The sequence below is a fragment of the Albimonas pacifica genome (assembly GCF_900113695.1).
Taxonomy (GTDB): Bacteria; Pseudomonadota; Alphaproteobacteria; order Rhodobacterales; family Rhodobacteraceae; genus Albimonas; species Albimonas pacifica.
Genome location: NZ_FOQH01000005.1, coordinates 355,701 through 376,723, shown reverse-complemented (window position 1 = coordinate 376,723; position 21,023 = coordinate 355,701). Strand labels below are relative to the sequence as shown.

Below are 21,023 nucleotides of genomic sequence, written 5' to 3'. Positions count from 1 at the left end.
CGGAGACCGAAAGGCGCGGATTGGACGACGGGCAGGACAGCAACCGCTGGCGGCAGCTGGACAAGGACCTCAAGCGGATCGGTCGGCTGGAGCTGAGCGGCCAGTCGATCTCGCGTCCGCTGGTCGCGCCCGGGGCGGCGCTGGTCTTCATCCTGCTTGCCTGCGGGGCGGCGGCGCTGGTGCTGGCGCCGGGCGGCTCGGGCTGGGCGGTGGTGCTGGCGGCGGGGGTCGGGGCCTACATGGCGCTCAACATCGGCGCCAACGACGTGGCCAACAACGTGGGCCCGGCGGTGGGCGCGCGGGTGCTGACCATGGGCGGCGCCCTCGTCATCGCGGCGGTGTTCGAGAGCCTGGGCGCCGTGATCGCGGGCGGCGACGTGGTCGCCACCATCGCCGGCGGCATCGTGGCGCCCGAGGGTTTCGAGACGCCCGAGGGATTCATCCGCGCGATGATCTGCGCGATGATCGCCGCGGCGGTCTGGGTGAACCTCTCGACCTGGCTGGGGGCGCCGGTCTCGACCACGCACTCGATCGTGGGCGGCGTGCTGGGCGCGGGGCTCGCGGGCGGGGGCCTGTGGGCGGTGAACTGGCCTGCGGTGGGCGCCATCGCGGCGGGCTGGGTCGCCTCGCCCCTGATGGGGGGCGCGGTGGCGGCGGGGCTGCTGGCCTTCCTGCAGTCGCGCATCGCCCGCGCGCCCGACCCGCTGGAGGCCGGCCGCCGCTGGACCCCGACGCTGATCGCCGCGATGACCGGCGTCTTCACCGCCTACCTGGCGCTGAAGGGCCTGTCGCACCTGACGCCGGTGAAGGTCTGGCAGGCGGTGGCGGTGGGGACGGCGACGGGCCTCGTCACCTGGCTGACCCTGCGCCCGCTGATCGCGCGCGCCAGCGCCGAGATGGAGGCGCGGCCCCGCTCGCTGAAGATCCTGTTCCGGCTGCCGCTGGCGATCGCGGCGGCGCTGCTCTCCTTCGCCCACGGGGCCAACGACGTGGCCAACGTGGTGGGCCCGCTGGCCGCCATCGCCCAGGCCGCCCAGCACGCCGAACCCGGCGCCACGATCGTCGCGCCGCCCTGGGTGATGGCCATCGGGGCGCTGGGGATCAGCCTGGGCCTGCTGCTGTTCGGCCCGCGGCTGGTGCGCATGGTCGGCGACGAGATCACCAAGCTCAGCCCGCCGCGCGCCTGGTGCGTGGCGATGTCGGCGGCGACGACGGTGATCCTCGCCTCCTGGCTGGGGCTGCCGGTCAGCTCGACCCACGTGGCCGTGGGCGGCGTCTTCGGCGTGGGCTTCCTGCGCGAGTGGCAGGAGGCGCGCCGCGCCCGCGACGCCCGCCGCGCCGGCGCGCCCGAGCATCCGCCCGAGGAGCGCAGCCGCCGGATGCTGGTGCGCCGCTCGCATTTCCTGACCATCGTGGCGGCCTGGGTGGTCACCGCGCCGGCGACCGCGCTGCTCTCGGCGCTGCTGCTCGGCGGGACGAACCTGCTGGCGCCCTGAGGCCCGGAGCGGGGCGGCCGGCGCCGCAGCGTCGGAGGGCGGCGACCGCCCCCCGCCCGCCGGACTCAGCGTCCCTTGAACTGCGGCTTGCGCTTCTCGAGGAAGGCCTTCGGCCCCTCGCGCGCGTCCTCCGAGGCGAAGACGGGGCCCGCGAACTCCTGCTCCAGCGCCAGCGCCTCCGGCTCGGTGCGTCCCAGGCAGGCGCGGGCCGAGCGGCGGATCATCTTCACCGCCAGCGGGCCGTTGGCGGCGATCTTCTCGGCGAGCTCGATCGCGGTCTCCAGCACCTGGTCCTGCGGGACCACGCGGTTGAGGAACCCCCAGTCCATCGCGGTCTTCGCGTCGATCAGGTCGCCGGTCAGCAAGAGCTCCATGGCGCGGGCGAAGGGAAGCTGCTCGGGCAGGCGGACCGAGGAGCCGCCGGCGGGGAACAGCGCCCACTTGACCTCCTGCACGCCGAACTTCGCCGTGTCGGCGGCGACGCGCAGGTCGGTGCCCTGCACCAGCTCCATGCCGCCGGCGATGGCGTGGCCGTTGATCGCCGCGATCACCGGTTTTTCCACATCGAAGCCGCGCAGCAGGCCCTTGGCCCCCAGCTCGCGGTCCTTGAGGTAGCGCTCGTCGTATTCGTCCTCGGCCCCGCGGGCCTTGGAGATCAGCGGGATCAGCCGGCCGAGATCCGCGCCCGCGCAGAACGTGTCGCCGGCGCCGGTGACCACCACCGCGCGCACGCCGTCGTCGTCACGAGCTTCGGCGAAGGCGTCGGCGAGGTTGCACAGCAGTTCGGGGTCGAAGGCGTTCTTCTTCTCCGGGCGGTTGAGGGTCAGGACCATCACGTGGCCCCGCATTTCCTTGAGCAGCTTGGACATGGTTCCTCCTTTGCGGCGGGCTTTCAGGCCCGCTCCTGTTTCAGTCGCGCTTCCAGGTCCTGGCGCTTGATCTTGCCGGTGACCGAGCGGGGCAGCTCCGCGTCCTCGACGAAGCGCACGGCCTTGGGGATCTTGTAGCGGGCGATCTCGCCCCGGCAGGCCTCGACCAGGGCTTCTTCCGTGACGCTCTCGTCGCGGCGCACGACGAAGGCGACGGGGACCTCGCCCCACTTGGCGTCCTCGCGCCGGACCACGATGGCGTCGACCACGCCGGGGAAGGCGAGGAGCACGCGCTCGATCTCGGCGGGGTAGATGTTCTCGCCCCCCGACTTGATGAGGTACTTGCGGCGGTCGACGAAGCTGAGCGTGCCGTCGGGGTTGCGGGTGAAGACGTCGCCCATGTGGAACCAGCCGCCGCGGAAGTCCTTGGCGTTGGTCTCGGGGTTGTTCCAGTAGCCGGAGAACAGGGTGGGGCCGCGCACGCACATCTCGCCCGGCTCGCCGTCGGGGACCTCGCGGTCCTCCTCGTCCACCAGTTTCACGAGGCACCAGGAGTTCTGGGATTTGTCGAGGCGCGCCGGCGCCTGGCCGACGGGGATGCGGCCGCGGGAGGCGGGGGTGGAGCCGGTCTCGGTCGCGCCGAAGGTGTTGAGATAGGGGGCGTCGAGCAGCGTGGTGATCTCCACCAGCTGCTCGCGCGGCACCAGGTCGGCCATGACCCCGCAGTATTTGACGCCCGCGGCGGGCTTGCCCTGGCGCTTCATCGCCTCGATGAAGCCGCCGATCATGCCGGGCATCAGGGTCAGGCGGCCGATCCGCTCCTTCGCGACCACCTCGGCGAGCGCGTCAGGCTCGTAGCCGTCCATCACGATCACCTTGCCGCCGTTCATCAGCGTCGCGAGGGAGGTGTCGGTCGAGGCCATGTGGAACAGCGGCGCCCAGGCGACGAAGCCGTCCTCGGGCGTGGTCGGCAGGTCCGAGGCCGCCACCATCGCACGCGCCACCTCGGCGCGCTGGGAGATCAGCGCCCCCTTCGGCAGGCCCGTGGTGCCGGAGGTGTAAAGGATCACCAGCCCGTCCTCGGGATGCGGCCGCGCGGCGGGGGGCTGCTCGGATTCCGCGGCCAGCGCGGCCTCGTAAGGCGCGCCCAGCTCCAGCACCTCCGGCGCGCCGGGCAGTTCCGCGGCGAGGCCGGCGGCGGTCTGCGCGAAGCGGGGCGAGGCGACGATCAGCGCGGGCTCGACCAGCCCGAGGCAGTGGCGCAGCTCGCCGTCGGCCATGCGCCAGTTCTGGCAGGCGGCGATGCAGGCGAGGCGGGCGCAGGCGAGCAGCAGCTCGATGTATTCCGCCCGGTTCTCCGACAGGATCGCCACCCGGTCGCCCCGGCCCACGCCGCGCGCGGCCAGCGCGTTCGCCAGCCGCGAGGCGCGGGCGTCGAGCTGGGCGTAGGTCCAGGTGCGCTCGCCCTCCTCCAGCGCGATGCGCCCGGCGTCGAGCTTCGCGCGCTGGGCGAAGAGATCCGCCACCGTCAGCCCCGCCGCCCCCGCGGCCACGGCGGGATCGATTCCCGCAGGCGCGGTCCTTGCCGCTCCGTCCATCTGCGTCTCCTCCGGCGTCTCCAGGCCCGGGGGCCCGCGGCCCCCTCGTCTCCCCCGACGACTTCCGCGCCGGTTCGCGACATGCGAGAACCTCCCCCGAAACGGACGCCGCCGCAAGGTGGACGTACCGCGGAGTATGTCCGAGGGAGGAACGAGATGCTGGAGCAGGCCGAGGATTTCCGCGCCGAGAGCCGGGGGCTGCACGCCCTGCTGGCCGACGCCACCGACGCGCAGATGGCGCAGGAGACGCAGTTCAAGGGCTGGACCATCGACACGGTCGTCCAGCACCTGCATTTCTTCAACCTCGCCGCCGAGATGGCGCTGGTCGACGAGCCGGCGCTGCTGGCGCTCTTCGCCGACCTGAAGGCCGCGCGCGAGTCGGGCGAGACCACCATCGCCTACACCGATCGTTATCTGGAGGGCCTGAAGGGCCAGGCGCTGCTGAAAGCGTGGATCGAGACCTGCGAGAAGGTGGCCGACCTCTTCGCCCCCGCCGATCCCAAGGCGCGGCTGAAGTGGGCGGGCCCGGACATGAGCGCGCGCAGCTTCATCACCGCCCGCCTGATGGAGACCTGGGCCCACGGCCAGGAGGTCTACGACATCCTGGGCGCCGAGCGGACCGAACACGACTACATCCGCAACATCGCCATGCTGGGCGTGAACACCTTCGGCTGGACCTTCGTGAACCGCAAGGAGCCCGTGCCGGAGACCAAGCCCTACATCCGCCTCACCGCCCCCTCCGGCGAGATCTGGGAGTGGAACGAGCCCTCGGACGCCGAGCGGGTCGAGGGCCCGGCCGTCGCCTTCTGCCAGGTGGTCGCCCAGACCCGCAACATCGCCGACGTGGACCTCTCGGTGACCGGCCCGGTCGCTGCCGAGTGGATGGCCAAGGCCCAGTGCTTCGCCGGCCCCCCCAACGATCCCCCCGCCCCCGGCACGCGGTTCCGGGTGGGCTGAGGCCCGCCCCGCCGCTCGCCGCACGAACCGTCGGCGGGGGCGGAGGCGCGACCCCGGCCCCACGGGCGCCCCGGGCTTGACCCGGGGCCTCGGCCGGACCGTGCCGCCGGAGCCGACGCGGGGCGCGCGCCCACCGGCCGGCCGCAGGACGCCCCGGGTCAGGCCCGGGGCGCGTCGCGACGCGGCACGGCATGCGCTCGAACGGCAGGCATCGCGCGGGCGGGCATGAAAAAGGGGCGGACGCTGCGGCGTCCGCCCCTTTCATCTCTCGACGGCCCCAGGGCTCAGTCGGCCTGGGCGGCCGCCCCGGCGGCGGCGGCCGCCTCGCGCTCGACCTTCCAGCCCGGCTCGATGCCAGAGTAGAAGTCGAGGTCGCCCATCGACCAGGGCACGAACCAGATCACCAGGCACACGGCGATCCAGATCGGCGTCGCGATGATCGTCACCCACATCAGCTTGCGCTTCAGCGCGAAGTCCGACGGGGCCGAGGCGGGGGTGCCCGGCGCCACCTCGCCCACGTCCCCCTGGCTCTTCATCCCGATCGGAAGCGAGATGTAGAGGGTCATGAACCAGATGACGGCGAGCAGGACGATGGCGGCGGTGATGGTCAAACCTGTTCGAGCTCCGTCAGCGTGCCGTTGAAGTCCTTGGGGTGCAGGAACAGCACGGGCTTCCCATGCGCGCCGATCTTCGGCTCTCCGTCGCCCAGCACCCGGGCGCCCGACGCCTTGAGATGATCGCGCGCGGCGATGATGTCGTCGACCTCGTAGCAGACATGGTGGATGCCGCCCGAGGGGTTCTTGTCGAGAAAGCCCTTGATCGGCGAGTTCTCGCCGAGCGGATAGAGCAGCTCGATCTTGGTGTTGGGCAGCTCGATGAAGACCACGGTGACGCCGTGATCGGGCTCGTCCTGCGGCGCGCCCACGTTCGCGCCGAGCGCGGTGCGATACTGGGCGCAGGCGGCCTCGAGGTCCGGCACGGCGATGGCCACGTGGTTCAGGCGTCCGATCATGGGCGTTGGTCTCCGTCTCTCTCCCGTTCCGCGAGGAGGTAGCCGCGCCCGGCCCCGCGCGCAAGGCGACGCGGCGGCGCGGGGGCGGACGGGGGGCGGAGCGCCTCCGCCGCCGCGCCCGCCGCCCGTCGCGGGGGCGTGTCGCGAAATGGGCCAGAAGTCTCCCAGAACCCGGCGCCTCGCCGCCGTCCGAGCGCCATCTCGGGACCGAGGTGGTGCGCAGTCGGACGGAGGCGCGACGTCGTCCCCCGACCGGCGCCCGGCGAAGAGGATCAGGGCGCCGCGGAAATAGCCGGGCCGCATTTCCACGGCTCCGGCCCGTCGCCCCCCGAGGGCGGCGTCCGACCCTCGAAAGGTTCGCTTGATGAAACCGACCACCCGCTTCGCCCTGCTCGCCGGCGCCGCAGCCGTCGCCCTGCCCCTCGCCGGTCCGGCCTTCGCGCAGTCCTCCGACCCGATCAACGACGGCAAGCAGGCCGGGCGCGACGAGCCGGCCGCCTCGGCGACCGACTCCACCCCCGCCGCCGGCGAGCTGAAGAGCCGCGAGGTGCTCGACCGCGAGCGCGGCGAGATGTACGACGCCCGCGACTCCGAGGACGAGGCCCAGCTTCGCGAGGATCTCTCCGAGAAGATGCGCGGCGCCGTCGCCGCCGACGAGATGGGCGAGGAGATGCCCGAGCGCTTCATGCGCGTCGCCGACCTCGAGGGCCGCAGCGTCGTGGGCGCCGGCGGCGAGGACCTGGGCGAGGTCGCGGGCGTGACCCGCGACGGCGAGGACGCCCGCCTCCTGATCGAGAGCGGCGACTTCCTCGGCCTCGACGAGACCTATTACTTCGTGCCCCTCTCGGCCGTCTCGATGGCCGACGAAGAGGTGCGCCTCGACTATCTGACCGAGGGCGACCTCGACCGGATGCGCGAGGACGATCCCGAAGAGCACATGCTGCTCACGGAGGACGAGGAAGTCTCGATCCGGGGCTGACCGCGCTCCGGCGATCCCCAGACGACCGGGCGCGCGCAAGGCGCGTCCGCCGGTCCGCCCCGACCCCCGGGGCGGGCCTTCGCCTGCGCGACGCCCGCGCCGCCCCTGCGTCAGGCGTGGCGCAAGGGGCGCGCGCGCTCGCGGCGCCGCTGGACAAAGCGTCGCCCCTCGTCTACCCCGCGCACGGAAATTGCGGTGGAGGCCCCTTCGCCGCAATGCAACGAAACGCGAAGCGCCCGAACCGAAGGGGAGACCCATGCGCGTCTATTACGATCGCGACTGCGACATCAACCTGATCAAGGACCTGAACGTGGCCGTGGTGGGCTACGGCTCGCAGGGTCACGCGCATATCCTCAACCTGAAGGACTCGGGCGCGAAGAACCTCGCCGTCGCCCTGCGCCCCGGCTCCGCGTCGGCCGCCAAGGCCGAGGCCGCCGGCCTCGCCGTCAAGTCCATCGACGAGGCCGCCAAGTGGGCCGACGTCATCATGATGGCGATGCCCGACGAGCTGCAGGCCGAGACCTACTACAAGTACATCCACGACAACCTGAAGGACGGCGCCGCGATCGCCTTCGCCCACGGTCTGAACGTGCACTTCGGCCTGATCGAGCCGAAGTCCGGCGTGGACGTGATCATGATGGCCCCCAAGGGCCCCGGCCACACCGTGCGCGGCGAGTTCGTGAAGGGCGGCGGCGTGCCCTGCCTGGTCGCCGTGCACCAGAACGCCTCGGGCCGCGCGCTGGAGATCGGGCTGAGCTACTGCTCGGGCATCGGCGGCGGCCGGTCGGGCATCATCGAGACCGACTTCAAGGAAGAGTGCGAGACCGACCTGTTCGGCGAGCAGGCCGTCCTGTGCGGCGGCCTCGTCGAGCTGATCCGGATGGGCTTCGAGACCCTGGTCGAGGCCGGCTACGCCCCCGAGATGGCCTATTTCGAGTGCCTCCATGAGGTGAAGCTGATCGTGGACCTGATCTACGAGGGCGGCATCGCCAACATGAACTACTCGATCTCCAACACCGCGGAGTTCGGCGAGTATCACTCGGGCCCGCAGATCCTCCCGCGCGAGGAGACCAAGGCCCGGATGAAGAAGGTCCTGACCGACATCCAGCAGGGCGCGTTCGTGTCCGAGTGGATGCGCGAGTACAAGGCCGGCGCGCCGATGTTCAAGGCGATCCGCCGCAACAACGACGCCCACCAGATCGAGGAAGTCGGCGAGAAGCTGCGCGCCATGATGCCCTGGATCGCGCAGAACAAGATGGTCGACAAGTCGAAGAACTGATCCCGGCTCCGCCGGATCGGATCGACGCCGCATCCAGGGGCGCCGCGGGAGACCGCGGCGCCCCTTCTCGTGCCGCCGCCTCACGCGCTCGTGCCCGCGCGCGAGCCCTCCGCCCGCCGGAGCCGGAGCCCGGCCGCGTGCAAGGGGCGTCCGGCGGGCGAGAAGCCAAGACGCCCCCCGCCGAGACGCCCTCCTCCGCCCCCGGGCGCCGCGCGATCCCTCCGCGGCGCCGGGCGGGGGCGGCCGGCGGCGGCCTGCCGGCCGGGGCGCGGCGCGCGCCTGCGCGCCGCGCCCCCTTCCCCGCCCCGCCGCGGGGGCTGGCGGATGAACTCCGCCTGCACGGGGCGGCCACAGGGCGGCGCGCGGCGCCGCCGGGCGGAATAGGCGGGCCCGGGCCGCGCGAGCGCGCCGCTTTCGGCGCCGGATCGCCTTGATCGGCGACACTCATGAAGAAGACCCCGAACCCCGAGAAGGAGCCAGGACCATGAAGATCCGCTCGCTCATCGTCGCCGGGGTCGCGGCTGGAGCGCTGCTGGCGCCCGTCGCGGCGCCGGCGGTCCCGTCGATCCAGATCCCCGCCTCCGGCCCGGCCGGAGCCGAGGTGCTCACGGTCGCCGGAAAGGCCGACCGCGCCCAGGCCAAGCGCAAGGCCCAGGCCAAGAAGAAGCGCCAGGCCGCGGGCGGGGCGAAGCGGCAGGGCGGCAAGCGCCAGGCCGCCGAAGGCCGCAAGGGCGGCGGCAAGTCGGGCGGGCCCGCCCGGCGCGACGAGCGCAAGACCGCCCGCAAGGCCGACGACCGCGACCGGCCGGCCGAGCGCGGCGGCGCCAAGCGCCAGGCCGTGCGCGAGTGGCGCGAGGACCGCCGCGACGAGCGCCGGGAGGCGCGCCGCGAGGACCGGCGCGACGACCGCCGCGAGGCGCGCCGCGAGGACCTGCGCCGGGACGATCCGCGCCTGCTCTACCGCCACGGGACCCGCGACGATCCGCGCCCCGCGCGGCCCGCGTGGCGCGACGACGACCGCGACCGGTTCGCGCGCCGCGACTGGCGCGACGACGATCCCCGCCGGCGCGACCCCCGCTGGGCGGACGACGACCGCCGCTGGCGCGGCGACGACCGGCGCTGGCAGGACGACGACCGCCGCTGGCGCGACGACGACCGCCGTTGGCGCGACGCCGACCGGCGCGACCGCTGGGAGGACGAGCGCCGGCGCTGGGCGGGCTGGCATCGCGACCACGACCACGACCGCAGCGAGCGCTACGGCTGGCGCGAGGCTTCCTACTGGGACCGCTACGACGACCGGGACTATCGCCGCGACCGGGGGTTCCTGCTGTTCGCCCCGACCCGCGACGCCCGCTGGTCCTCCGGCTGGAGCCAGCCGCGACAGGTGCGCGTGATCCGCGCGGCCGAGCCGCGCTGGGTCCGCCCGCGCCAGGTCTCCCACGCCTCGCTGGTCGCGCCGGTCTTCGGCTGGCGGCCGGATCCGGTGAGCTCGCTCTTCGGGCTGGGCTCGGCCGCGCACGCCTATCCCTACGGCTGGGACGCGCGCCCCGCGCCGCGCGTGGTGCGGGTGATCGACGGTTATCCCACGCGGGTCTACCGCACGGGATATTCCTCGCCCTACGCCGGCGGCTACCAGGCCTGGCAGCCGAGCGCCTTCGACGTCGGCTACGGCTCCTTCGGGTCGAGCAGCCTCTTCGGCGACCTCGCCGGGCCGCTGACCGCCCTGCTGCTGGCGGCCTATCTCTGATCCGCCGCCGGGAGGGGGAGGCGGGCGCCTCCCCCTCCCGGCGCCTGTTCGCGATGCGGAAACGATCCGTGTCCCTTGGCCTCCGCCGCCGCCCGGCCTACCGTCTGGCCGACCAGCGCCGGAGCCGCCGATGACCGCCCCCCAGAGTCCGAACCTGCCCCCAGAGCTCGCCCTCGACCAGCGTCCCGGACTGCCCGAGGACCTGCGCTTCCTGCTGGGCGACTACCCGCGCCTGATCTGGGGCGACCACCCCAACTTCGGGCCGACGACGCGCTTCTACCTCGACCGCCACGCCATGTTCCGCGAGGCGATGACCGTGATGACCCGGCTGACCGACGAGGCGCTCGACGGCGCAAAGCCCGTCGGACGCTGGAGCAACGAGTTCGGCCGGATCGCCGGCTTCTTCCTCCAGCAGCTCCACGGTCATCACCAGATCGAGGACATGCACTACTTTCCCGCGCTCCTGAAGCTGCAGCCCAGGCTGCAGCGGGGGTTCGACATCCTCGACCGCGACCACCACGCCATCCACGACGCGCTCGACCGCTTCCAGGCCGGCGCGGTGGGGGCGCTGAACGCGCTGCAGGCGGGGCCCTCCGACCCCAAGCGCCCGATGGCCGAGGTGCTCGAGGAGCTGCGGCGCATGGACCGGCTGATGGACCGTCACCTCTTCGACGAGGAGGAGATCGTGATCCCGATCATGCTCGACGCGGGCGAGGACTCGCTGGGGCTCTGAGGGCGCGGCGGGGCCTCAGACGCCGGTCGACTCGGGCTTGCGCAAAGTCACGCCGTCGATCCGCCAGCCCCCCTCCATCGGCATCATGCAATAGTCGGCGATCCACAGCGCGCCGGAGGCGTCGCGCAGGATCACCGACTGGCGCAGGCGCGGGCCGCCGGGGGTGGTCTCGGGGGCGAGCTCGCCGAAGCGCCACTCCGCGGGCGCCCAGACCATCGGATAGCCCTGCCGCACCATCCGCCCGAAATTCTCCGGCGAGCCGAACAGGCCCTGGATGTCGGGCGAGGCGAAGCCCCAGGCCGCCTCGACGTCGCCGGCGAGGAAGGCTTCGAGCTGCCCCTCGATCGCCGCGCGCAGGTCGGCCCCCTGCCCCGCCTCCTGCGCCTGCGCGGCGGGAAACGGCGCCGCGGGCGCGAGCGCGAGCGCCAGGGCGGCGGCGAGGCGCAGGCCCGGGCGCAGGCGATCGCGCCGGCGGCGGGCGGGTCGGGTCGGCCGGGTGGCGGGCATCTCGCGCTCCTCGATCTCTGTCGGTCCTCTGCCAGGGTTTACGCAGCGCGGCGGCGTTCGGTTTCGTCACGCCTCTTGCACAGCGATTTTACGTGCAATATATATTCGCGTAATCGAATTCTTGACGGAATGAGCACATGAACCCTGACTGGATCCTGGGCCTCCTGGGCGGCGCGCTGATCGGCGCGGCCTCGGGGCTGCTGCTGCTGGGCTCGGGGCGGATCGCGGGAATTTCCGGGATCGCCGGCGGGCTGATCGAGGACCTGATGCGCGGTCTTCCCGGCGGGCGCGCCGGGCGGCTGCTGACGGCGGAAAACGCGCTGTTCCTGCTGGGGATGATCCTGGCGCCGGCGCTCTACCTCGGCCTCGGCGGGGTGAAGGAGATCGTGGTCGAGGCGGACGCCCCGACCCTGATCGTGGCGGGCCTGCTGGTGGGCTTCGGGGCCCGGCTGGGTTCCGGCTGCACGTCGGGCCACGGGGTCTGCGGGGCGGCGCGGCTGTCGCGGCGCTCGTTGACGGCGATGGGCGTGTTCATGGGGGCCGCGATCGCCACCGTGGCGCTCGGCCGGCTGCTCTGAGGGGAGGAGACGATGCGCAGAGTTCTCGCTTTCGTCGTGGGGCTGGCCTTCGGGCTCGGCCTGCTGGTCTCGGACATGGCCAACCCGGCGCGGGTGCTGGCCTTCCTCGACGTGCTGGCGATCCCCGCGGGGACCTGGGACCCCACGCTGATGTTCGTGATGGCGGGCGCCATGTCGGTCAGCGCGGCGGCCTGGCTCCTGGCCCGCCCGCGGCGCGCCGCCGTCTTCGGCGGCGCCATGCCCGGCCCCGCCCGCCCGCAGATCGACGCGCGGCTGGTCGGCGGCTCGGCGCTCTTCGGGATCGGCTGGGGCCTCTCGGGGATCTGCCCGGGCGGCGGGCTGGCGGCGCTGGCCATCGGCGGCGCGCCGGTGGCGGTGTTCCTCGCCGCGATGGTCGCGGGCATGGCTCTGTTCGCGCTGGTCGACCGCAGGTTCGCCCAGGCCCGCGCCTGAGGCCCCATCCCCCTTGCACGACGGGCCGGCCGCCGCGCCGGCCCGTTTCGCCTGCGCCGCGCCCCGCGGCCAGACCTGTGCAGCGGCGCTAAGCCTTCGTTTACCTACAAGCGTCACCATCGGCCCCGTCATCCCCTGATGGACGGAGCCCGCCATGCCCCTTCCCGGACTGCGCCGCCCGATCCGCCGTTGCGCGCCATGGCCGGCGGCCGCGCTGCTGCTTGGCCTCGCCCTCGGCCCGCCGCCCGCGCTCGCCGGCGCCTGGACGGCGGAGCCGGGGACGAGCTTCCTCTCGACCGCCGCCGCTCCCGATCCCGACGGGCCCACCGGCCTGCGCCGCGACCGCTATATGGAGCACGGGCTGCTCGACGGCCTCACGGTCGGCTTCAACAGCAACCAGGTGATCGACCCCGGCCAGCCCGGACGGTTCGAGGGCCGGGTGGAGGGCTTCGTGCGCGCCCGCCTCCTGCAGAGCGAAACGGGGCACGTCGTCTCCCTTCAGGCCGAGGCGGGGGGCGGGGTGCTCAAGGCCGACGACGGCGCCGACATGGCCGCCCGGCTGATGTGGGGCAAGGGCTTCGCCACCGCCCTGGGCGACGCCTGGACCGAGGCCTCGGTCGGCTGGCGGGTCGAGACGGCGGGAGACGAGGCCGACCGCGCGCTGGGGGCCGCCGTGCTCGGCCTGCGCCCGGCGCCGGGCTGGCTCGCCATGGCCCAGATCGAGGCGGATCTCGACGGCGAGGCCGCGGTCCGCGGCTTCCGCGGCGCGCGCGCCTGGCAGGCCACGCGCGTCTCGCTGATCGCGGTGCGCGAGATCGGGGCGGGCGACAGCCTCTCGCTCCAGGTCGAGGCGACGCCGTGGAGCCGCGCGGTCGCCGACGGCGTGCAGGTGCGCCTGGGCCTGTGGCGGCGGTTCTGAGCCGCAGACGCCGGCCCCCGCCCGGGCGGGCCAGATGAACGGCGCCCGTCCGGCCGGCTCACCCGCAGTTCAATCTCGATGCGCCATATTCCCCTACGTCATGCGCCCGGCGGGGACCGGGCCGGACGACCCTGGGGAGGATCCGACATGCCTGCAAGCAGCGGAGGCGGCGGCGGCGCCGGCAAGGCGAACGTCCATGACCTGAGCGGCAACTGGGTCGAGCTCGACGAGATCGCGGACGACCGCGATCTCCTCAAGCGGCTCGACGAAACGGAACGCGAGGCCATCGCGCTCTTCGACCGGTTCGACGACCTGCTGGTGGACGGCTCCGCCAGCGTGCATGTCGCGAGCCTGCTCCTGCCCGCCGTGCAGAAGGTGCGCGAGGCTGCCTCGACGGCCGCGGCGGACTTCTTCCTCAAGCTCGACGGGGTCTCGGCGGCCGACGCGCGCGCGCTCGCCTATCTCAAGGACGCGGCCGAGGAGCTCGAGGGGCTCGAGATCCTGGTCCACGAGATCAAGGGCCTGGGCCGGTCCGTCGACAAGTCCACCCCGGTGCTGATGTTCAAGATCGGCGAGGCGGACGACGACGGCGGCGACGGCCGCTCGGCCTGGGATCCGCTGGCCGACTACGACTTCGGCGGGGGGGACACTTCCGATTTCTGACGCCCCTCTCCCCGCCCGCCCCCGCGGGGAGTTCCCCGCGTCCGTTCCGCCCTCGCCAGGCTCCGGAACGGGCGCGGGGGTCCGGGGGCGACCGCGCCCGACCCGCGCGCCGGGCCCCGAAACGACAGGGCCAGGGCGATGAGCGCCACGGGGGGATACCGGGTCGACCGCAACTATGTCGCGAGCTTCCAGCCCGAGGCCGCGCCCCTGATGCTCCACGCCCTGCAGGCGCTGCGCGGGCGGCGGCCCATCGCGCTCGACCGGCCGCTGCGGGTGCTCGACCTCGGGTGCGGCGCGGGCTTCGGCCTGTCGCTGCTGGCCGCCGCCAACCCGCGCCACCGCTTCGTGGGCGTCGACGCGGACCCCGACCACGTGCTGCGCGCGCGGGCGCTGGCCGACGCCGCGGAGCTGGGCAACGTCGCCTTCCTGGAGGCCTCGTTCGAGGAGCTGCTCGCCGATCCCGCCGCGCTCGGCCGCTTCGACGTGGCGATGGCGCACGGGGTCTGGACCTGGCTCGACGCCGCCGCGCGCGCCGACCTCGCCCGCCTGCTGCGCGAGGCGACGGCGCCGGGCGCGCTGGTCTACCTGGGCTACAACGCCGCCGCGGGATGGGCCGCGATCGAGCCGTTCCGCGCGCTCGTCGCGAGCTTCGCCGCCGGCCGCCGCGGCCCCGCGGCCGAACGCGCGATCCGCGAGGCGCAGGGCTTCTTCGCCGTGCTGGACGAGGCGCAGGCGGGCCTGCTGCGCGCCTCGCCGGCGCTGTCGCGCTTCACCCGGCGGCTGTCGCGGTTCCCGATGGAGTATCTCGCCCACGAATACCTGCCCGCCGGCGCCGGCGCCTGCTGGCCCCACGAGGTCGCCGAGGCGCTGGCGCCGGCGCGCCTGTCCTACCTCGGGTCCGCGCGGCTGACCGACAATTTCGACCGCCTCGCCTTCTCCGCCCCCGTGCGCGAGCGCCTGGCCGAGGCCGAGCGGCTGGGCCGGGGCGACGCCGAGATGCTGCGCGACATCGCCGCCGGCCGCACCTTCCGCATGGACGTCTTCGCCCGCGGCCAGGAGGCGCTGGCCCCCGCGCAGGCCGAGGCCGAGCTCGACCGCCTGTCGGTGATCGCCGCCGCCCCCCTGTCGGCGGCGCCCTCGATCCTCGCCGCCCGCGGCCGGGTGGAGCCGAAGCCCGGGATCGCGGTCCCCGCCCTCGCCTTCGCCGCGCGCGGGCCGTGCACGATGGCCGAGGCGATCGCCCACGTGGCCGCCGGCGGCCACGATCCGCACCGGGTGCGCCAGACGCTGGTGGTGCTGCTCGCCGGCGGCCTGCTGCGGCCCTCGGCGGCCCCGGACCCGGAGGCCGAGGCCGCCTGCCGCCGCTTCAACCGCGCCGCCCACGCCGCGATCCGTCGCCCGCCCGCCTTCGCCTCGGCCGTGCTGGGCGGGGGCGTCTGCGCGACCCGTTTCGAGCGGGCGATGATCTACGGCGACCCCGCCTGGCCCGAGCGGGACCCCGAGGGGCGTGAGGATCCGCTCGACGCGATCCTGGACGACGACGGCGAGACGCCGCCCCCCGACCTCGACCACCTGCGCCGGCTGATCCCCGACCTCGACGACCATGTCGCCGCCGCCGCGGCGCCTGCCGAGGCGCGCTGAGCCCCTGCTCAGCCCCCCCGACGGATCGCGCGCCGCCCTGCGTGAAAATCCCGTGCGGAATTCCGCGGGACCCCTCTTGCGAAGCGGCCGGGGTCGCCCATCTATGTAAATGTGAATTACATTCACATCGACATCTGAGAGGACCGAGACGGAGATGGACAGGATCAAGGACCTGCTGAAACGCGGGGAAGCCACGCTGGACCACTGGGGCAAGCCCGGCTGGATCGGAGCGATGGTCTTCCTCTTCATCGTGGCGTGGCCGCTGGGGCTCGCCTTTCTCTTCTACATGATCTGGAGCGGACGCATGGGCAAGGGCTGCAACTCCCGTTGGAAACGTCGCGCGGGCGGCGTCTACCAGTCGAGCGGCAACACCGCCTTCGACAGCTACAAGGAGGAGACCCTGCGTCGCCTCGAGGAGGAGCAGGAGGCCTTCCAGGCGTTCCTCGAGCGGCTGCGCAAGGCCAAGGACCAGGCCGAGTTCGACCAGTTCATGGACGACCGCCGCCGGCCGACGGCCGACGCCGCCACCGCCTGACGGGCCACGGCCCGGCGGGCGCCTCGCCCGGGACCTGACGCGGGTCCCGGGCCCGAAGACCCGGGCGCCGCGCGATCGCGCGCAGGCGCCCACGCGGACCGGTCGCCCTTCGGGGGGACCGAGGCCCCGGCGGCGGGGTCTTCCCCCTCTCCCCCGACGTCGGGGCCTGACGCGCCCGGAGACCGCGAGGTCTCCGGGCGTTCCCCGTTCTGGGGCGGCGCGCCGTTCCGGAACGGGACGCGGGGCCTCCGGCGCGGCGGTTGATTTTCCCAACGAACGAACCGGCGGAAAATCATGGCGCCGGCGCCATGGTCGCAGGATCCTGAACGCGTTTGCGCGGCGGGAATGATGACGGGTTGATGACCGGCTGCTAAGTTGCGACTCGTTTCAGAGGTCCCCGGAGGTCTCCCCAGAGGTCCATGAGCCACCATCAGGGAAAGATCGCGCCGCAGTTCTTCGTGACGGCCCCGCAGCCCTGCCCCTACCTGGACGGGCGGTCGGAACGGAAGCTGTTCACCACCCTGCGCAACCCCGACGCCGCCGCGGTCAACGACTTCCTGTCGCTGCGCGGGTTCCGCCGCAGCCAGGGCGTGGTCTACCGGCCGTCCTGCGCGGGCTGCAACGCGTGCCTGTCGACCCGCATCCCGGTCGAGGGCTTCCGCCCCGGACGCACGCTGCGCCGGATCCGGGCGCGCAACGCCGACCTCGCCCGCCACGCGGCCGAGGCCCAGGCGACCGAGGACCAGTACGACCTGTTCCGCCGCTATCTCGACCGTCGCCATGCCGACGGCGGCATGGCGGAGATGGACGCCTTCGAGTTCGCCGCGATGATCGAGGAGACGCCGGTGCGCACCCGCGTCGTCGAGTATCGCCGCGCCCCCGACCGCGCCAAGGGCGAGCGCGGGCCCGACGTGCTCGTCGGCGCCTGCCTGACCGACGTGCTCGCCGACGGGCTGTCGATGGTCTACTCGTTCTTCGAGCCGGAGGAGGATCGCCGCTCGCTCGGCACCTACATGATCCTCGACCATCTCGAGATCGCGCGGGCCGCGGGCCTGCCCTACGTCTACCTCGGCTACTGGGTCCCCGGCTCGCCGAAGATGGACTACAAGGCCAAGTTCACGCCCTTCGAGATCTACCAGGGCGAGACCTGGCGGCGGGTCGACGCGCCCGAGCGGGTCAGCGCCGACGCCCCCTCGCTGCCCACCGACCCCATCGCCGACCAGGTCGCGCGGCTGATGAACGGCTGAGGCCCGGGGCGCGGGAGCGCCCCCGGCGTCCGTCCCCGTTCACCGCCGCGTAGGGCGCATTTCAATGCGCCGCTCCACGCGCCCCGGTCCGCCCCCCATGGGCGCCGGTCATGGCGCATTGAAATGCGCCCTACGTGGGCGCGATCTCGATCTCCAGCTTCTGGAAATAGGGCGCCTCGGGCGTGGCGATCGGGCTGGGGAACTCCGGCCGGTTCGGCGCGTCGGGGAAGTTCTGCGCCTCGAGGCACAGCCCCCCGAAGGGTCCCGCCGGCGGGCCGTCGAGGCCGGGCGCGCTGAGCGACAGGGCGGGCGCGTCATAGACCTGCACGCTGGGCTGATCGGTCCACAGCCGCATGCGAAGATCGCCGGCCGAGCTCTCCAGCTCCGCCGCGGGGCGCGCGGGGTCGCGGCCCCCGGTCAGCGCGTAGGCGTGGTCGATCGCGATCCCCTGCCCGTCCGCGCCGCGCAGCGTGCGCCCCATCCGGAAGTCCGGCAGGCCCTCGCCCGCCGGGATCAGCCGGCCGGTGGGGATCTTCTCGGCGTCGATCTCGGCCCAGGCCTGCGCGTCGAGCGTCAGGCGCTGGTCGAGCACGTCGCCGCCCCCGTCGAGGTTCCAGTAGGCGTGCTGCGCCAGGTTGATCGGCGTCGGGCGGTCGGGGCGGGCGTGCATCTCGTAGATCAGCCGCGCGCCTTCGAGCCGCACGAAGACCTCGAAGGCCACCGCGCCGGGGAAGCCGTCCTCGCCGTCGGGACTGTCGTAGCTCAGGCGCAGGCCGCCCGCGGCCGCCTCCATCCGCCAGGTGCGGCGCGACAGGCCCCGCCCGCCGTGCAGCAGGTTGCGCCCCTCGTTGGGGGTCAGGCGCACCTCGCGCCCCTCCAGCGCGAAGCGCGCGCCGCCGATGCGGTTCGCGACCCGGCCGCAGATCGCTCCGAAGGCGGGCGAGTGGGCGGGATAATCCTCGAACCGCGCGAGGCCCAGCGTGCAGGGCCGCCAGCCGCCCCCCACCGCGGCGCGCCAGTCGCGCAGCACGCCGCCCCAGCTCAGCAGCCGCACGCGGGCGGCCTCGCTTTGCAGCGCGGCCTCGTGGATCGGCCCGCCCTCGTGGCGGGCGATCTCTCGGATCTCGACGGTCATCGCAGGTCCTCCCGTTGCCGCCCCAACAGGTGCGCCGATGCGGCGCGGCGATCAAGCGCCCCCTCGCGTCAGGCGGGGCGTCTCGACATCGCCTCCCGGCCGCGTTAGATGACCGGCCAAGTTCGAAAGGGGCGCCCGCGCGCGCTCCGTCTCCGCGCGAGCCGCGCGGCCCGGAAGGAAAGAGCGCCCGGCCCATGGAAAACGTCCTGCTCATCATCCACCTGATCCTCGCCGCCGTGCTGATCGGCCTGGTTCTGCTGCAGCGCTCCGAAGGCGGCGCGCTGGGCATCGGGGGCGGCGGCGGCGGCGGCATGGTCTCGTCCCGCGGCGCGACCACCGGCGTCGCCAAGGCGACCTGGGCGGTGGCCGGCGCCTTCATCGTCACCTCGCTGGTCCTGACCGTGATCGCGGCGCAGAGCTCGAGCGAGCGCTCGGTGCTCGATCGCATCGGCACGCCCTCCGCCGGCGACGAGGCGCCCGCGACCAACGCCGACGACGAGCTCGCCCCCGACCTGCAGCGCCTGCTGACCCCGCCGCCCGCCGACGGCGGAACCGGCGCGGCCCCTTCGCCGAACGCGCCGCTGGCGCCGCCCTCGGCCGACTGACCGGACCCGGACGGAGCGGGCCGCCCCCGCTCCACGCAGCGGAGCCAACTTCCGCGCCACGGTTCGCCGCATTTCGGCCCTGCCCCGGGTCGACGTTCACCCCCGGCCGGCGGCGCCCCCGCCGGCCGTTCGTTTCCAAGCGACCGGATGACCGAGATGAGCGCGCGACCCTCCCTGCCCCTGCGACTGGCCGAGCGCTTCGGCGCCCTCGCGCAGGACGCCGCCCGCAGGGTCGCAGAACGCGGCTGGACCCGGGGGCTGGCGCTGCTGGCGCTGTGCCTCGCGCTGTTCCTGCCCGGCATCGCCGACCTGCCCGTCACCGACCGCGACGAGGCCCGCTTCGCCCAGGCCACCAAGCAGATGCTGGAGACGGGCGACTACGTCGACATCCGCTTCCAGGACGAGCCGCGCTGGAAGAAGCCGGTGGGCATCTACTGGATGCAAGCCGCCTCGGTCGCCGCCGTCGGCGGGCCGGAGGGGACCGGCATCTGGGCCTGGCGCATCCCCTCGGTGCTGGGCGCGATCCTGGCGGTCTTCGCCACCGCCTGGGCCTTCCGCCCGCTGATGGGGGCGCAGGCGGCGTTCCTCGCGGCCGGGCTGACCGCGATCTCGCTGGTGCTGGCGGGCGAGGCGAACATCGCCAAGACCGACGCCATGCTGCTGGGCTTGACCATGGTGGCGCTGGGGGCCTGGGTGCGGCTGCTGACCCGTTCCGGCCTCGCCTCCGCCCCGCCGCCGATCGAGATCGCGGCGGGCCGCGCGCTGGACGTGCCCGACCCCGACGCGCCCGCCGCCCCCGCGGGCAAGGGCTGGAAGGTCGACCCCTACCACCCCCATGCCGTCCGCGCCGGGGCCCTGCCCCCGGCCGAGGACGCCCGCCGGCCGCGCCCAGACGCGCTGGCCCTGCGGCTGATCCTGTGGGGGGCGCTGGGCCTCGCGGTGCTGGTCAAGGGCCCCATCGCGCCGGCGATCCTGGCGCTGGCCGTCCTGGGCCTGTGGATCGCCGAGCGCAGCCTCGCCCCGTTCCGCGCGCTGGGCTTCGCGAGCTGGGGGCCGGTGCTGTTCGCCGTGCTGGTGATCCCGTGGCTGGTCGCCATCCACCTCGCCTCCGACGGGATGTTCTGGATCGAGTCGGTGGGCGGCGACTTCCTCGACAAGCTCGCCTCGGGGCAGGAGAAGCACGGGGCGCCTCCGGGGACCTACTTCGGCGTGGTCTGGGCGGTGCTCTGGCCCTGGGCGCCGCTGATCCTGCTGGCCGCGCCCTTCGCCTGGCGCACCCGCGGCGCGCGGGCGACCGCGCCGCTGCTCGCCATCGCGCTCGCCTGGTGGCTGATCGTCGAGGCGACGCCCACCAAGCTGCCCCACTACCTGCTCCCCGCGGCCCCCGCCGCCGCGGGGCTGGTCGCGCTGTGGCTGACCTCTCCCGTGGCGGCGCCGCGGCGCTGGCAGTCCATCGCCGCCGCGATCCTCTTCGCGCTGGTGGGGGCCGCGCTGGGCCTCGCGACCATCGTCCTGCCGCTCTACGTCAACGGGACCGTCTCGGTCTGGGGCGCGATCCTGGCGGTGGTGGGGCTCGCCTTCGTGGCGCTGGGCGCGGTCGCGCTGTGGAACGCGCAGCGCCGGGCCGCGGTGGCGACGATGTTCGCCGCCGCCCTCGCCCTCTACCCCGCCGTGCTTCAGTTCGCCCTGCCCTCGCTGACCTGGGGCTTCCCCAGCGCCCTGATGGCCAGCGCCGCCGCCCCCTACGAGGCCTGCGTCGGCCGCCCCGCCGACACCCAGAGCTACCGCGAGCCCAGCCTGGTGTTCCTGCAGGGCACCGGCACCCGCCTCCTGCAGCCGGCCGAGGCCGCCCGGTCCCTGCGCGAGGATCCCGCGCCCCTGGTCTGGATCGAGGACCGCCGCCGCGACCAGCTCGACGAGGCGCTGAACCTGACCGGCGAGGCGCAGCCCCCCGCGCTGCGCGAGCTGACCTCGGTCACCGCCTTCAACCCCAACCGGGGCGGCGTCACCACCCTGCGCCTGCTGACCCGCGAGGGCGTCGAGCCGCTCGCCGCCTGCCCGTGAGCGTCG

Annotated in this window: 21 protein-coding genes; 15 read left to right on the top strand and 6 right to left on the bottom strand. The window is 73.9% G+C overall.

Annotated elements, in window-relative coordinates; translation table 11 throughout:
• Positions 1 to 20 precede the first annotated feature (20 nt).
• On the top strand, positions 21 to 1,496 hold the full coding sequence (locus BM064_RS12875) for an inorganic phosphate transporter (protein ID WP_092860179.1): 1,476 nt from the start codon (positions 21 to 23) through the stop codon (positions 1,494 to 1,496).
• A 65-nt stretch (positions 1,497 to 1,561) separates the two neighbouring features.
• Here the strand turns inward: BM064_RS12875 and BM064_RS12870 are convergent, their stop codons facing one another.
• Complete coding sequence (locus BM064_RS12870; RefSeq protein ID WP_092860178.1) at positions 1,562 to 2,365, bottom strand: enoyl-CoA hydratase-related protein; 804 nt, start codon at positions 2,363 to 2,365, stop codon at positions 1,562 to 1,564.
• Between the two features lie 23 nt (positions 2,366 to 2,388).
• Positions 2,389 to 3,963, bottom strand: a complete 1,575-nt coding sequence (locus BM064_RS12865) for a class I adenylate-forming enzyme family protein (protein ID WP_092860177.1) — start codon at positions 3,961 to 3,963, stop codon at positions 2,389 to 2,391.
• Between the two features lie 156 nt (positions 3,964 to 4,119).
• On the opposite strand from BM064_RS12865, the gene BM064_RS12860 reads away from it, so the two are divergent.
• On the top strand, positions 4,120 to 4,920 hold the full coding sequence (locus tag BM064_RS12860; RefSeq protein ID WP_342741368.1) for a TIGR03084 family metal-binding protein: 801 nt from the start codon (positions 4,120 to 4,122) through the stop codon (positions 4,918 to 4,920).
• Positions 4,921 to 5,204: 284 nt separating this feature from the next.
• On the opposite strand, the gene BM064_RS12855 is transcribed toward BM064_RS12860, so the two are convergent.
• Entirely contained in the window at positions 5,205 to 5,531 is a 327-nt protein-coding gene (locus BM064_RS12855) for a DUF1467 family protein (protein ID WP_092860176.1), read from the bottom strand.
• Positions 5,528 to 5,932 carry a methylmalonyl-CoA epimerase gene (gene mce, locus BM064_RS12850; protein ID WP_092860175.1) on the bottom strand — a complete coding sequence of 135 codons (405 nt, stop codon included), beginning with the start codon at positions 5,930 to 5,932 and terminating at the stop codon, positions 5,528 to 5,530. Before mce ends, BM064_RS12855 begins: the two co-directional genes overlap by 4 nt.
• A gap of 364 nt (positions 5,933 to 6,296) precedes the next feature.
• Here mce and BM064_RS12845 point away from each other — a divergent pair, with 364 nt between their 5' ends.
• The 4 genes from BM064_RS12845 to BM064_RS12830 all read left to right on the top strand — a co-directional run bounded on the left by BM064_RS12845 (position 6,297) and on the right by BM064_RS12830 (position 10,670).
• Positions 6,297 to 6,911: a PRC-barrel domain-containing protein gene (locus BM064_RS12845; protein WP_092860174.1), complete on the top strand. Its 615-nt coding sequence runs from the start codon at positions 6,297 to 6,299 to the stop codon at positions 6,909 to 6,911.
• A gap of 256 nt (positions 6,912 to 7,167) precedes the next feature.
• Positions 7,168 to 8,190, top strand: coding sequence for a ketol-acid reductoisomerase (gene ilvC / locus BM064_RS12840; RefSeq protein ID WP_092860173.1), 1,023 nt, complete (start codon positions 7,168 to 7,170; stop codon positions 8,188 to 8,190).
• Between the two features lie 484 nt (positions 8,191 to 8,674).
• The gene (locus tag BM064_RS12835; protein WP_092860172.1) at positions 8,675 to 9,937 is read left to right on the top strand and encodes a hypothetical protein; all 1,263 of its coding nucleotides are present in this window, start codon (positions 8,675 to 8,677) and stop codon (positions 9,935 to 9,937) included.
• A 130-nt stretch (positions 9,938 to 10,067) separates the two neighbouring features.
• A complete protein-coding gene (locus tag BM064_RS12830) occupies positions 10,068 to 10,670 on the top strand; it encodes a hemerythrin domain-containing protein (RefSeq protein ID WP_092860171.1) in 603 nt (200 codons plus the stop codon).
• 15 nt (positions 10,671 to 10,685) lie between these two features.
• Here BM064_RS12830 and BM064_RS12825 read toward each other — a convergent pair whose 3' ends face one another.
• Entirely contained in the window at positions 10,686 to 11,177 is a 492-nt protein-coding gene (locus BM064_RS12825) for a DUF4864 domain-containing protein (protein WP_092860170.1), read from the bottom strand.
• A gap of 137 nt (positions 11,178 to 11,314) precedes the next feature.
• Between BM064_RS12825 and BM064_RS12820 the strand changes: the two genes are divergently transcribed.
• The 7 genes from BM064_RS12820 to BM064_RS12790 all read left to right on the top strand — a co-directional run bounded on the left by BM064_RS12820 (position 11,315) and on the right by BM064_RS12790 (position 17,213).
• A complete protein-coding gene (locus tag BM064_RS12820) occupies positions 11,315 to 11,755 on the top strand; it encodes a YeeE/YedE family protein (RefSeq protein WP_092860169.1) in 441 nt (146 codons plus the stop codon).
• 12 nt (positions 11,756 to 11,767) lie between these two features.
• Positions 11,768 to 12,208, top strand: a complete 441-nt coding sequence (locus tag BM064_RS12815) for a DUF6691 family protein (RefSeq protein ID WP_092860168.1) — start codon at positions 11,768 to 11,770, stop codon at positions 12,206 to 12,208.
• Between the two features lie 154 nt (positions 12,209 to 12,362).
• Positions 12,363 to 13,127 (top strand): hypothetical protein, encoded by a 765-nt coding sequence (locus tag BM064_RS12810; RefSeq protein ID WP_092860167.1) that lies wholly within the window; start codon positions 12,363 to 12,365, stop codon positions 13,125 to 13,127.
• A gap of 147 nt (positions 13,128 to 13,274) precedes the next feature.
• A complete protein-coding gene (locus BM064_RS12805) occupies positions 13,275 to 13,790 on the top strand; it encodes a hypothetical protein (protein WP_092860166.1) in 516 nt (171 codons plus the stop codon).
• A 138-nt stretch (positions 13,791 to 13,928) separates the two neighbouring features.
• Complete coding sequence (locus BM064_RS12800) at positions 13,929 to 15,431, top strand: class I SAM-dependent methyltransferase (protein WP_092860165.1); 1,503 nt, start codon at positions 13,929 to 13,931, stop codon at positions 15,429 to 15,431.
• Between the two features lie 154 nt (positions 15,432 to 15,585).
• On the top strand, positions 15,586 to 15,966 hold the full coding sequence (locus BM064_RS12795) for a DUF2852 domain-containing protein (RefSeq protein ID WP_092860164.1): 381 nt from the start codon (positions 15,586 to 15,588) through the stop codon (positions 15,964 to 15,966).
• Between the two features lie 419 nt (positions 15,967 to 16,385).
• Positions 16,386 to 17,213 carry an arginyltransferase gene (locus BM064_RS12790; RefSeq protein WP_092860163.1) on the top strand — a complete coding sequence of 276 codons (828 nt, stop codon included), beginning with the start codon at positions 16,386 to 16,388 and terminating at the stop codon, positions 17,211 to 17,213.
• A gap of 130 nt (positions 17,214 to 17,343) precedes the next feature.
• Here the strand turns inward: BM064_RS12790 and BM064_RS12785 are convergent, their stop codons facing one another.
• Positions 17,344 to 18,348, bottom strand: a complete 1,005-nt coding sequence (locus BM064_RS12785) for an aldose epimerase family protein (RefSeq protein WP_092860162.1) — start codon at positions 18,346 to 18,348, stop codon at positions 17,344 to 17,346.
• Between the two features lie 194 nt (positions 18,349 to 18,542).
• On the opposite strand from BM064_RS12785, the gene secG reads away from it, so the two are divergent.
• Both secG and BM064_RS28350 read left to right on the top strand, forming a co-directional pair.
• On the top strand, positions 18,543 to 18,953 hold the full coding sequence (gene secG / locus BM064_RS12780) for a preprotein translocase subunit SecG (protein ID WP_092860161.1): 411 nt from the start codon (positions 18,543 to 18,545) through the stop codon (positions 18,951 to 18,953).
• Positions 18,954 to 19,109: 156 nt separating this feature from the next.
• A complete protein-coding gene (locus BM064_RS28350; RefSeq protein WP_218161027.1) occupies positions 19,110 to 21,017 on the top strand; it encodes a glycosyltransferase family 39 protein in 1,908 nt (635 codons plus the stop codon).
• Positions 21,018 to 21,023 lie beyond the last annotated feature (6 nt).